Here is a 12,648-nt window from a genome sequence, read left to right as displayed (position 1 = left end):
GCCGGCAGGAGTGACCAATCCGTGATCGCCGGACCCACAACGCCCTGATCAGCGCATTCGTTGCCAGCGATCACTGGCACTGTGTGTGTACTCGGTGAAACCCCGTTACCGACGGGTACCCAAAGTGTCCGGGCAGGCATACCCTGCGGCTCATGACGGACTCGCAGGCCCCGGAGAAGACCGGCACCGACGACACGGCCGGGACGGGCACCCCCGGCACCGGTGCCCTCGGCACCAATCCCCTCGCGCCCGCCCCGCAGGGCGCCCGCACCGCGGCGGACGTGGTCACGCCCGAGCTGGTCGCCCAGCTCACCAAGGGCGTCGTCGGCTCCGGCCGGACCGCCAACCACACCCCGCTCACCGGCGCGAAGCTGGCGGATCTGCCCGAGTCCACGCCCGACGACGTACGCACGGCCTTCGAGCGGGCCCGCGCCGCGCAGCCCGTCTGGGCCGCGATCCCGGTCCGCGAGCGAGCCGCCGTACTGCTGCGGTTCCACGACCTGGTGCTCGCCCGGCAGGCCGAGGTCCTCGACCTGATCCAGTTGGAGACCGGCAAGGCGCGGCTGCACGCCCACGAGGAGGTGCAGGCCGTCGCCGTCTCCGCCCGGCACTACGGCCGCAAGGCCCCCTCGTACCTGAGGCCGAGGCGGCACGCCGGCGCCGTCCCGACGCTCACCAAGGTCACCGAACTTCGGCACCCCCGCGGTGTCGTCGGTCAGATAGCGCCCTGGAACTACCCCCTGGAGCTGTCCGTCGGTGACGCGCTCCCCGCCTTCGTCGCGGGCAACGCCGTCGTGATGAAGCCCGACACGGAGACCTGTCTGACGGCGCTGTGGGCGCGCGACCTGCTCATCGAGGCCGGACTGCCCGCCGAGGTGTTCCAGGTGGTGATCGGCGACGGACCGGTCGTCGGTCCCGAGGTCGTGCGGTACGCCGACTACGTCTCCTTCACCGGCTCGACGCGCACCGGCCGCGAGGTCGCGCAGAGCGCCGCCGCCCGCCTGGTCGGCGTCTCCCTCGAACTCGGCGGCAAGAACGCCATGCTGGTGCTGGAGGACGCCGACGTCGACAAGGCCGCCGCGGGCGCCGTCCGCGCCTGCTTCTCCTCCGCCGGCCAGCTCTGCATCTCCATCGAGCGGCTGTACGTCCACGAATCCGTTGCGGACGCCTTCCTGGAGCGGTTCGCCGCCCGGACCAGGGCGATGCGCCTCGGCACGTCCCTCGCGTACGGCGCCGACATGGGTTCGCTCGTCGGCGAGCGGCAGCTGGAGACCGTCACCCGGCACGTGGAGGAGGCCGTCGCCAAGGGCGCCAGGCTGGTGGCCGGCGGTGTCGCCCGTCCCGACATCGGCCCCTACTTCTTCGAGCCGACCATCCTCGACGGCGTCGAGGCGCCCATGGCGGTCTGCACCGAGGAGACCTTCGGCCCCGTCGTCTCCGTCTACCGCTTCGGCAGCGAGGACGAGGCGGTCGACCTCGCCAACGCCACGCCGTACGGCCTGAACGCCTCGGTCTGGACGAAGGACGGACGGCGCGGAAGGGCCGTCGCGGCCCGGCTGCGCAGCGGCACCGTCAACGTCAACGAGGGCTACGCGCCCGCTTACGGCAGTGTCCAGTCGCCGATGGGCGGCATGAAGGACTCCGGCCTCGGCCGCCGCCACGGCTCCGAGGGCATCCTCAAGTACACCGAGGCGCAGACCGTCGCCCACCAGCGGCTGCTGCCGATGGCGCCGTCGCTGGGCATGGACGACGAGAAGTACGCCGCGTTCATGAGCCGCAGCCTGAGGGCCATGAAGGCCTTGCGCCTTCGCTAGACCGCACCCGCTTCTCAACGAGGAGAGCACGTGTCACAGGAGAACTCCGTCCGGAAGCAGGATGCGGACGCCCCCGAGGCCGCCCCGGAGGACACCGCCGAGACCCTCGCGGACGCCCGCGAGGAGAGCCCCGACGAGGCGTACGACTACGACGTCCTCGTCGTCGGCTCCGGCTTCGGCGGGTCCGTCACCGCCCTGCGCCTGACCGAGAAGGGGTACCGGGTCGGCGTGCTGGAGGCGGGCCGCAGGTTCACCCGCGACTCGCTGCCCAAGAACTCCTGGGACGTCAAGAACTACCTGTGGGCGCCGAAGCTCGGCATGTACGGCATCCAGCGCATCCATCTGCTGGGCAACGTCATGGTGCTGGCGGGCGCGGGTGTCGGCGGCGGCTCCCTCAACTACGCCAACACCCTCTACGTGCCGCCGAAGCCCTTCTTCGAGGACCCGCAGTGGAAGGACATCACGGACTGGGAGGAGGAGCTGAAGCCGTACTACGACCAGGCCCGGCGCATGCTCGGCGTGCGGCTCAACCCGACGATGACGCCCTCCGACGTCCACCTCAAGGCCGCCGCCGAACGGATGGGCGTGGGCGACACCTTCCACATGGCCCCGGTCGGCGTCTTCTTCGGGGACGGCGAGGACGCCGACGGCCGCGCGAAGGCGCAGCCGGGCGAGCAGGTGGCCGACCCCTACTTCGGCGGTGCGGGACCGGACCGCAAGGCGTGCCTGGAGTGCGGCGAGTGCATGACGGGCTGCCGCCACGGCGCGAAGAACACCCTCAACGAGAACTACCTCCACCTCGCCGAGAAGGCGGGCGCCGTCGTCCACCCCATGACGACCGTCGTGTCGGTCACCGACGACTCACGGGGCGGATACGCGGTGCGGACCCTGCCCACCGACGACCGCCGCAAGGGCGAGGGCCGTACGTTCACGGCGCGCCGCGTCGTCGTCGCGGCCGGGACCTACGGCACGCAGACGCTGCTTCACCGGATGAAGGCGGGCGGTCAACTGCCGTACCTGTCCGACCGGCTGGGCGAGCTGACCCGCACCAACTCCGAGGCGCTGGTGGGCGCGCAGACGGACAACCGTCGCTACCGCAGGGCGCACAGCGCGCCGAGGGCGGACTTCACGCGCGGAGTCGCGATCACGTCGTCGATCCACCCGGACGAGAACACCCACATCGAACCGGTCCGCTACGGCCGTGGTTCGAACGCGATGGGCGGCCTGTCCATCCTCCAGGTGCCGTACGCGGAGGGCTCCTCCCGCGCGCTGGGCTGGCTGGTCAACGCGGCCAAGCACCCGGTGCAGATGCTGCGTTCGCTCTCCAACCGCCGCTGGTCCGAGCGCACCATCATCGGGCTGGTGATGCAGTCCCTGGACAACTCGCTCACCACCTATCTGAAGCCCACGGGCGCAGGCAAGGGGCTGTTGACGGCGCGTCAGGGACATGGCGCGCCCAACCCGAAGCAGATCAGGGCGGCTTCGGAGGCGGCCACCGCGATCGCCGCGGAGATCAACGGCTTCGCCGGCAGCAACGTCGGTGAGCTGATGGGGACGCCGCTCACGGCGCACTTCCTGGGCGGCTGCCCGATCGGCGACTCCCGCGAGACCGGCGTCATCGACCCGTACCACCGGCTGTACGGCCACCCCGGCATCTCCGTCGTCGACGGCGCCGCCGTCTCCGCGAACCTCGGCGTCAACCCGTCCCTGACCATCACCGCGCAGGCCGAGCGCGCGATGTCGTACTGGCCGAACAAGGGGGAGGCCGACCCGCGTCCGGCGCAGGGGGCGGCGTACGAGCGGCTCAAGCCGGTCGAGCCGCTGTCGCCCGCCGTCCCCGCGGAGGCGTTCGGCGCCCTGAAGCTGCCGTTCCTCGGGATGCCGGCGGTCCCGCCCAAGGCCTGACCGCCGCCGCCCGTTCGTCCCCGCACATGAAGAAGGACCTGAGCCCCCCTCCGAGCCCAGGTCCTTCTTCAGTGGTGAGGCGTGAGCCTCGGGTGGTTCGTCCTACGCGGCGGAGTCACCGGACTTGCGACGACGCACCACGAACACCGCACCCGCACCGGCGACGACGGCGGCACCGCCGACGAGGCCGATCGTGGGCAGCGCGGAGCTGGAGCCGGTCTCGGCGAGGTTGCCGGTCGGCAGCTCGGAGACGTCGCCCTGCGGCTTCTTGACCGGGTCCTTGTCGTCCTCGTCGCCCGGCTCGGCCTCGCCCGGCTCCGGGTTCGGGGAACCGGCCTTGAGGACCACGAAGTCGTACTGGGCCCAGCCCTCGGCGACGCAGTCCTGACCGTCGACGTTGTCGAGGTAGGCACCGGAGCCGAAGGAGTAGGCGTCGCCCGCGGGAGCGTTCTTGTCGATGCTGACGCGCAGGTCGACCGACTCGGTCTGCTTGGCCTTCAGCTTCTCGACGTAGAAGAAGTAGTCACCGGCCCAGGAGTCGTCGCCGATGCGGGTCCACTTGCCGGACTCGGGGTTCTTGAACTCCAGGTCGACGTAGGGGCTCAGGTACTTCGACTCGTCGAGCTCGTAGTTCTCGATCTCGGCGTAGAAGGCGACACCCTCGATGTCGATCTTCGAGTCATTCGTGACCGTCAGCTTGAACCCGTGGTAGCCGCTGCCCGCGACGATCTTGCCCGGCAGGCCCTTGATGTCCGCGGACACCTTGGCGTCGCCGTACTCCTCGTCGACGTCCTCGCAGTAGGGGACCTCGGGGTCGGTCGGCTCGTCGCTCGGGTCCGCCGACGGCGTACCGGACGGAGTGGTGGAGGCCGACGGGGTCGCGGCAGGAGTGGTCGCGCCACTGGGCGTGGCGGCCGGCGTGCTCGGCGGCGTGGCCTCGGGGGTGCTCGCGGCCGGAGTCGACTCCGTCGCGGAGACGCTCGGCTCGGCCGGCGGCTCGTCCGCGAAGGCGGTCGGCGCCGACAGCAGTGCCAGCGGGGCTATTGCGGCCGTCGCGGCCGCGACGGCCATGGCACGGCGAAGCTTCATGAAGACCTCGGGAAGTCCGGCGCACCACGACGACGCAGCACGCGAAAGATTGGAGAGGCCTCCGCGGTGGGGCGCGGGTGTGGCCGTTGTTTCAGCAGGTGTGACCGGCACCGACCGGAAATGGTTGCACGCTCGCTCACAGAAACCTTATGTGGGCTGAGTCACACGGCGGTCGCGGTCTGCTACGGCGCCCCCCGCGGCACCCGCCCCGCCGTCTGTGCCATCGTGACGCGCCGGGCCCGTCGGGACCGACGCGGGTCATGCCCGCGGGAACACGAAGGTGGGGAACGTGGAGTCAAAGGTGTCGCGAGTCACGGCGGCGGTCGCGGTCGCGGCCGCGCTGGCCTGCACGGCGGCGTGCGGCGGAGGCGACGACAAGGGCGGGAAGCAGTCGGCGAGGAAGACCGCCTCCGCGGCGACCGCCCGCGCCTCCGAGGGGGCGAAGAACGCCGGCAGGCCCGAGAAGAGCGCGACCGCCGAGGCGCCCGCCCCGCTGACCGGGGCCCGGCTGGAGAAGGCGGCCCTCGCGGACGGCGAGGTCAAGGGGTACAAGGTCGAGAAGACGGACGCCGCGGACGTCTCGCTCGACTCCGTGCCGGCCACCCCGGACACCTGCCAGCCGGTCGCCGACATGTTCCTGTTCACCACCGACCCCGCCGCACAGGCCGGCGTCGGCCGCAGCTTCACCGCGAAGGACGACCTCGACGCGTCGGTCTCCTCCCTCGCCCTGCTCTCCTACCGGTCCGGCGAGGCCGACCGGGTGCTGGCGGGTCTGCGCTCGGCGGCGGACGAGTGCACCGAGTACAAGCACACCGGCTATCGGTACAGCGGCGTGAAGGCGCTGAAGGACCCCGGCCTCGGCGACGAATCCGTCGCGTACCGGCTCAAGGGCTCGATCGAGGGCGCGGACGTGCCGACGACCTTCACCGTCGTCCGGATCGGGACCGTCGTCGTGTCCTTCTCCTCGATGAACATGCTGGACCCCGAGAAGGTGAAGGTGCCGGCCGAGATCATCGAGAAGCAGCTCGCCAAGGTGGAGAAGGCCGTCGGCTGAGCGACGGACGAAGGGCCCCGCGGGACGGATCCGCGGGGCCCTCCTTCGTCAGCACCGACGTCAGGGCAGCGCCGGTGCCTGGGGAGCGGCGCCGGGGGGTTGCGCCGCTGGCTGTGACGACCACGGGGCACACCCCGGCGCACACGAGGTGCGCCGTGGTGTCGACCATGGACGGTCGGGTCGCACGCGCCGGGTGCCGGGGGACACGGACCGGGCCGGGCGAGCCGGGTGAGAAGAACGCCGTTGTCTGCTGTGGGACGTGGAGCCGATTCCGCATCGTGCTGGATGGTCCGCGGCCTCCGCCACCGCTTCGTCCACCCTGGAGATGTTTCCGCCGGTCGGCCCCGGGCGTCCCCGGAGCCGGCCGTTCTCTTGAGTGACCGGGCTGCTGTCCCCTGCCGTCCGGTCACAATCCTGGAGCGAGGTCCCACGACGCACGGCACGATCCGAACGTCTCATCGCCCCAGCGGAGCCACGCGTGGTTCTTTCGGGCCCGCCCCTGGCTGGCACGGACACCGGGACAACGAAGCCCGCGCCGCCCCGGTCACGCGCCGTACGGGTGAGAGGGCATACGAACGTAGGTGCACCGGACGCCCGTGGCAGCAGGCCCGACGGTCTCAGACCCGGCCCCGGCACAGCTCCAGCAGCGTCATCGCCAGGGAGGTGCCGGGCTTGCCCAGCGCGTCCCGGTAGTGGGCGAGGACCTCCATCTCGCGCGAGAGGTTCACCCGGCGTCCGCCCGAGGTGATCCGCGCCTCCTGGATCACCGCGGAGACGGCCATCCGTTCCTGGACGAGCCCGATGATCCGGTCGTCGAGGGCGTCGATGCGTTCACGGGCGCCGGTGATCACGTCGGCGGCCTCGTCGGTGCGGGCGCCGGTCCTGTCGAGTACGTCGGCCATGGTGGGGCTCCTTGTGCGGGAAGGGTGCCCCGGAGCGGCAGGACCCGGAAACGCCAGACGCCCCGGGCCTTGTCGGCCCGGGGCGCCTGGGAAGTCGCTTGTCAGTTGCTCAAGCAGCACGACCATGGCAGCCGGTGGGCCGGTTGCCATAGGTAAAGACGAACGTCTGGTGCGAGAGCATGCAAGCAGTATGCACGCCGTGACCCCGCGGTCCAACCCCGGCCTCCGGCGCGGGGCGGGGCCGGCCCGTCCGGTGTCGGGTGCGGGCGCGTCGGTGCGAGGCGGGGGTGCGAGGGCGGGCGCTTCGGCGCGAGGCGGGGGGTCCGGAGGCGGGCGCCCGGGGACGGGAGGGGATCTCCGCGGGCCCCGTTAGAATCGGAGGTACAGACCCTGCAGCCCGCCGGAAGGCAAACCGTGCCATCAGCACCCTCCGCTGCCGCCACCCCCGACACCGTCCTGGTCGTCGACTTCGGCGCGCAGTACGCCCAGCTCATCGCCCGCCGCGTCCGCGAGGCCCGGGTCTACAGCGAGATCGTGCCGAGCACCATGCCGGTCGAGGAGATCCTCGCCAAGAACCCGGCGGCGATCATCCTCTCCGGCGGCCCCTCGTCGGTGTACGCGGAGGGCGCACCCCGCCTCGACCGCGCGATCTTCGAGGCCGGAGTCCCCGTCTTCGGCATGTGCTACGGCTTCCAGCTGATGGCGACGACCCTCGGCGGCACGGTCGACAACACCGGCGCCCGCGAGTACGGCCGCACGCCGCTGCACGTCTCGAAGTCCGGCTCCACCCTCTTCGAGGGCACCCCGGACGAGCAGTCCGTCTGGATGTCGCACGGCGACGCCTGCTCCGGCGCCCCCGAGGGCTTCACGGTCACGGCCTCCACGGACGTCGTCCCGGTCGCCGCCTTCGAGAACGACGAGAAGAAGCTGTACGGCGTCCAGTACCACCCCGAGGTCATGCACTCCACGCACGGCCAGCAGGTGCTGGAGCACTTCCTGTACCGCGGCGCCGGCCTCACCCCGTCCTGGACCACGGGCAACGTCATCGACGAGCAGGTCGCGCTCATCCGCGAGCAGGTCGGCACCAAGCGCGCCATCTGCGGTCTGTCCGGCGGCGTGGACTCCGCGGTCGCCGCGGCCCTCGTGCAGAAGGCCATCGGCTCCCAGCTCACCTGTGTGTACGTCGACCACGGTCTGATGCGCCAGGGCGAGACCGAGCAGGTCGAGAAGGACTTCGTCGCCGCGACCGGCGTCCAGCTGAAGGTCGTCGACGCGGAGGAGCGCTTCCTCACCGCACTCAAGGGCGTCTCGGACCCCGAGGAGAAGCGGAAGATCATCGGGCGCGAGTTCATCCGCGTCTTCGAGCAGGCCCAGGCGGAGATCGTCGCCGAGGCCGCCGAGGGCGAGGACGTCGCCTTCCTGGTGCAGGGCACGCTCTACCCGGACGTGGTCGAGTCCGGCGGCGGCACCGGCACCGCCAACATCAAGTCCCACCACAACGTGGGCGGCCTCCCCGAGGACCTGGAGTTCCAGCTCGTCGAGCCGCTGCGCAAGCTGTTCAAGGACGAGGTCCGGATGGTCGGCCAGGAGCTCGGCCTGCCCGACGAGATCGTCCAGCGCCAGCCCTTCCCGGGCCCCGGCCTCGGCATCCGCATCGTCGGCGAGGTCACCAAGGAGCGGCTCGACCTGCTCCGCGACGCCGACGCCATCGCCCGCGAGGAGCTCACGAAGGCCGGCCTCGACCGGGACATCTGGCAGTGCCCGGTGGTCCTCCTCGCGGACGTGCGCTCCGTCGGCGTCCAGGGCGACGGCCGGACCTACGGCCACCCGATCGTGCTGCGCCCCGTCTCCTCCGAGGACGCCATGACGGCGGACTGGTCGCGCCTGCCTTACGACGTCCTGGCGAAGATCTCGACCCGGATCACGAACGAGGTCGCCGACGTCAACCGCGTCGTCCTCGACGTGACCTCCAAGCCCCCGGGCACCATCGAGTGGGAGTAGTCCTCACGTCCCCCGCGGCGGCCGACGCGTGCGAGTGCGCCGGGCGGCGGGGGACCGGGTGAAGGGGCGCCGTCCGGACCGGGCGGCGCCCCTTCCCGTGCTCACGTGCGCTTGACGGTCCGCAGCGGCGCCCCCGGCTTCCAGATCTGCACCACCAGGTACTTCTCGTCCTCCACATACGTCCGCACCACCTCGGTCGGTTCCGTGCGGAAGAGGTGGAAGGCGGCCGGGTCCGGCGGGTTCACGGCGTCGGCGTACCGTCGCACGACGTCGGGATCGCGCACCTCGACGGCCCGCCCCGCGACACGCACGTCACCGCCGCCCAGATCCGTCCCCGGTCCGGGGTTCGCCTGGAGCGCGAAGCGGGGATCGCGGCGCAGGTCGAGCGCCTTGAGCGAGTCCGGCATCATGCCGAGCCACAGTTCGCCGTCGAGGAAGCGCACCTCGATCCCGGTGGTGCGGGGCGAACCGTCCCTGCGGAGGGTCGCCAGGACGTGGTGGGTGAAGGCTCCGAAGCGTTCCTCGGCCGTGCGGGCCAAGTCGGGTTCGGCTGCGGCGAAGGCCGCCCAGTTCGTCGTTGTACCGGTCATACGACGAGTCTCGCCCGGATACCGGACACCTTCTGTCGGGTATTCACGTGTCGTTGCGCGGGTACCCGACGGGCGTGATCGCGCGCGTAACGGTTGTGCACTCTCTTCACGGAACGGCCCTGTTCTCCTGCGCTGACCGCGGGTAACTTCCGCTCCGTAACGAACCCGCCAGTGCTGGAGGAGATATGCACGGGCCCAAGCCGCCCCTGCCCGTACCCACCGACCGGCTGCGGTTCGCCATGCCGCCGATGCACGAGTCGCTGGACGACGAGCGGCGCCACCGCAAGGAGCGCCTGGCGGGCGCGCTGCGGATCTTCGGGCGGTTCGGCTTCGAGGACGGGGTCTCCGGCCACATCACCGCGCGCGACCCGGAGTACAGCGACTGCTTCTGGGTCAACCCCTTCGGCATGCCGTTCAAGCACGTCACGGTGAGCGACCTGGTCCTCGCCAACCAGGACGGGCAGGTGATCGAGGGCCGCTACCACGTGAACCAGGCGGCGTTCACCGTGCACGCCCAGGTGCACGCCGCCCGCCCGGACGTGGTCGCCGTCGCCCACTGCCACTCCGTGCACGGGCGCGCCCTGGCCGCCCTCGGCGACCTGCTCGACCCGATCACCCAGGAGTCCTGCGCCTTCTACGAGGACCACGCGCTGTACGACAGCTACACCGGCGTCGCCGTGGACGCCGAGGAGGGCCGCCGGATCGCCGCCGCGCTCGCCAGCCGCAAGGCCCTCGTCCTGCGCAACCACGGGCTGCTGACCGTCGGCGACTCGGTGGACGCCGCGGCCTGGTGGTTCCTGTCGATGGAGCGCTCGTGCCAGGTGCAGCTCACCGCGCGGGCGGCGGGGCGGCCGATCGTGATCGACCACCGGCAGGCGGTCGCCACCCGCGAACAGCTCGGCGGCGATCTGGTGGCCTGGATCAACTACCAGCCCCTGTGGCAGGACATCAGCCGCAGCGAGCCGGACCTGCTGAGTTAGAACCCGGGCGGTCGTTGCGGCGGGATGCGTGACGCGGGCCGTGCCGCCGTCGGACGCCGAGGTGCCCACGCGCCGGACGGCCCCGGCCGTACGGACGCGCTCGCAGCCGGGTCAACACGGGGTCCCGCGATTCACCTCCGCTGACCACACCCGGCGAACGCGGAACGTGTTCCGTACGGCACAATGCGCTGTCGTCGCGGGGCAGTTGTCACGCAGTTGTACTCCGGTCAGGCGTACGGGAGACCCGGCGACGCGGGAGCATGTGACGCGGGGTCCCCGGGATCCCGTGCGGCTCGCAGGAACCTGCGGGAACTCTTTGTGGTGCGGAAGGCGGCAGCGGGCGTGGCGGTGCAGGACGCGAGACACGGCGGGGAGCGCGGTGCGGGGCGTGAGGCCGGGTCCGGGGGCGGTGCGGGGTCCGGCGGTGGTGCGGGGTCCGGGGGCGGTCCAAGGTCCGGCGGTGGTGCGGGGTCCGGGGGCGGTCCAAGGTCCGGCGGTGGTGCGGGGTCCGGGGGCGGCCCAGGGTCCGGCGGTGGTGCGGGGTCCGGGGGCGGCCCAGGGTCCGGTGGTGGTGCCGGATACGGCGGTGGTGCCGGATACGGGCCCGGGTACTACCCGGGGGCCGGGTATGGAGCGGGGCCGGGGGCGGGGCGTGGTTCCGGGGCCGGTTCCGGGCGTGGGTCCGGGGCGGGTTCCGGGCGCGGGACGCACGAGGGTGGCTGCACGTGCGGGGACTGTCCGCACGGGGCGCGCGAGGGGCACCGGCGGGCGGTCGCCGAATTCCTCGCCAAACGCGACGAGTTCGCGTCCGGACAGGGGCTGCCCGCGGCGGTCGCCCACTCCGTGTCCGCCTCCCGGCAGTGGGTCTCGGACGAGCTGACCCAGTCCGCCGACCTCGTCGCCGAGCGCGGACGCGTCGAGGGCGAGGCCTGGCTGGGGCGGCTGTGGCGCCGGACCGCGTGCGCGGTGTGGGCCGTCGTGGCAGTGCTGCTTCTGGTGCAGGCGCTCACCGCGATCGGCGCGGGGTGGACGGCGGCACGGACCGCCGGGCTGGTCGCCGCGGTCGTCCTGGGCGGGCTGCTGACCGGGGCGGGATACCTCCACCGGGCGCGGGGTGGTGTCCTCGCCCCTGTCGTCGGCGAGGACAACCGGCTCTCCACCTCCCGTGCGGTGGCGGTGAGTTGGGTCGTCCTCGTGGTGTACGCCGTACTGGTCCTCGTGGGGCGGCTGGCCGTCGCCTCCGACCACGGGGAGCGCGACCGGCTCATCGCGGGGCTCGAACTCGCCCGGGGCGCCGGGGTCGTCACCGTCGTCGCCGTGGTGTGCGGGATCGCGGTGCTCGTGCGGCGGGTGGTGGGCCTGCGGGTGCTGGGGCAGCGTCTGCAGAAGGTGCCGGCCGATCGGCCTCGGGCCGCCGACCTGCTGACCGACGACTCCGGCCGCGGAAACTTCGCCGACATCCAGTACGTCGTCGTCGGGGCGGTGGCGCTGGTCTTCGCGGTGGTGCGGCTGGCCAGGCGGCCGGAGCAGTTGCCGGACCTGCCGTGGGGACTGGCGGTGCTGGTGCTGGTGTCCGCGGCGACCTATGTCGCCGGGAAGTACGCGGAGGGTGGGCGTCCGGTGATTCTGTCCGTCGTCCGTGCGCGGGAGGCGGGCGATCTGGACGCGCCGATCCGCACGGGGGACGACATCGAGATCCGCGGGGCCGGGTTCGTGCCGCCGGGGGCGCAGAGCGCGGACCGGCTGTCGCGGATGGTCGTCCGGATCGGTGCGGTGCATGTGCATGTGCCGTTGGTGCCGGTGCCCGGAGGTTTCAGCAATCCGACCGACTCGGTGCTGACGGTGCCGGTGCCGGTGGATGTGGAGCCGGGGCGGGTGGAGGTGCAGGTGGTCACCGCGGCGGGCGTGGAGACGAACCGATGCGCGATCGATGTGACGGACTGAGGTCGCCGGGGCGGTGGCGTCGGCGGCGTCGCCTGGGGGTGGTGGGTGGGTCGGGGCCGTGCCGGTACATCCCGTCGCCGGTTGACACCTCTGTCCGTCACCAGCGTTCCTCGGTGGGGTGTGATCCCGTCTCGACGGGCATCTGATGTACCGGCACGGCCCCTTGCGTCGGAGGGCGGCTGCGGGCTCGTAGGGATTGCGCTGCGGGTGGTGGGGGGCCCGCGCACTGGCGTCTGCGGGGGCGTACTCAAGTGCTGTCGGTGGGGTGGGGGGTCGGGGCCGTGCCGGTACATCCGCCCGTCGCTGGTCGGGCACCTCTGTCCGTCACCAGCGTTCCTCGGTGGGGTGTGGCCCCGTCTCGACGGGCAT

9 protein-coding genes are annotated in these 12,648 nt (G+C 72.0%); 6 read left to right on the top strand and 3 right to left on the bottom strand.

Features of this window, described 5'->3' with window-relative positions; genetic code table 11:
- The first annotated feature begins 152 nt into the window (after nt 1-152).
- Both ACZ4NT_RS26125 and ACZ4NT_RS26120 read left to right on the top strand, forming a co-directional pair.
- On the top strand, nt 153-1,814 hold the full coding sequence (locus tag ACZ4NT_RS26125) for a succinic semialdehyde dehydrogenase (RefSeq protein ID WP_121405552.1): 1,662 nt from the start codon (nt 153-155) through the stop codon (nt 1,812-1,814).
- A 30-nt stretch (nt 1,815-1,844) separates the two neighbouring features.
- A complete protein-coding gene (locus ACZ4NT_RS26120; RefSeq protein ID WP_467727921.1) occupies nt 1,845-3,719 on the top strand; it encodes a GMC family oxidoreductase N-terminal domain-containing protein in 1,875 nt (624 codons plus the stop codon).
- Between the two features lie 102 nt (nt 3,720-3,821).
- Here the strand turns inward: ACZ4NT_RS26120 and ACZ4NT_RS26115 are convergent, their stop codons facing one another.
- Nucleotides 3,822-4,808 carry an LAETG motif-containing sortase-dependent surface protein gene (locus ACZ4NT_RS26115; protein WP_467727919.1) on the bottom strand — a complete coding sequence of 329 codons (987 nt, stop codon included), beginning with the start codon at nt 4,806-4,808 and terminating at the stop codon, nt 3,822-3,824.
- 301 nt (nt 4,809-5,109) lie between these two features.
- Between ACZ4NT_RS26115 and ACZ4NT_RS26110 the strand changes: the two genes are divergently transcribed.
- Nucleotides 5,110-5,862: a hypothetical protein gene (locus tag ACZ4NT_RS26110; protein ID WP_467727917.1), complete on the top strand. Its 753-nt coding sequence runs from the start codon at nt 5,110-5,112 to the stop codon at nt 5,860-5,862.
- Between the two features lie 617 nt (nt 5,863-6,479).
- On the opposite strand, the gene ACZ4NT_RS26105 is transcribed toward ACZ4NT_RS26110, so the two are convergent.
- Nucleotides 6,480-6,764 carry a chorismate mutase gene (locus ACZ4NT_RS26105; protein WP_121405557.1) on the bottom strand — a complete coding sequence of 95 codons (285 nt, stop codon included), beginning with the start codon at nt 6,762-6,764 and terminating at the stop codon, nt 6,480-6,482.
- Between the two features lie 414 nt (nt 6,765-7,178).
- Between ACZ4NT_RS26105 and guaA the strand changes: the two genes are divergently transcribed.
- Nucleotides 7,179-8,765 carry a glutamine-hydrolyzing GMP synthase gene (gene guaA, locus ACZ4NT_RS26100; protein WP_121405558.1) on the top strand — a complete coding sequence of 529 codons (1,587 nt, stop codon included), beginning with the start codon at nt 7,179-7,181 and terminating at the stop codon, nt 8,763-8,765.
- 101 nt (nt 8,766-8,866) lie between these two features.
- Here the strand turns inward: guaA and ACZ4NT_RS26095 are convergent, their stop codons facing one another.
- A complete protein-coding gene (locus tag ACZ4NT_RS26095) occupies nt 8,867-9,355 on the bottom strand; it encodes a pyridoxamine 5'-phosphate oxidase family protein (protein WP_121405559.1) in 489 nt (162 codons plus the stop codon).
- Between the two features lie 185 nt (nt 9,356-9,540).
- On the opposite strand from ACZ4NT_RS26095, the gene ACZ4NT_RS26090 reads away from it, so the two are divergent.
- Both ACZ4NT_RS26090 and ACZ4NT_RS26085 read left to right on the top strand, forming a co-directional pair.
- Nucleotides 9,541-10,335: a class II aldolase/adducin family protein gene (locus ACZ4NT_RS26090; protein ID WP_121405560.1), complete on the top strand. Its 795-nt coding sequence runs from the start codon at nt 9,541-9,543 to the stop codon at nt 10,333-10,335.
- 843 nt (nt 10,336-11,178) lie between these two features.
- Nucleotides 11,179-12,279, top strand: a complete 1,101-nt coding sequence (locus ACZ4NT_RS26085) for a hypothetical protein (protein WP_467727914.1) — start codon at nt 11,179-11,181, stop codon at nt 12,277-12,279.
- Nucleotides 12,280-12,648: the final 369 nt, after the last annotated feature.

The organism is Streptomyces sp. NPDC026417 (assembly GCF_055567695.1).
This window is presented reverse-complemented; position numbering and strand designations above follow the sequence as displayed.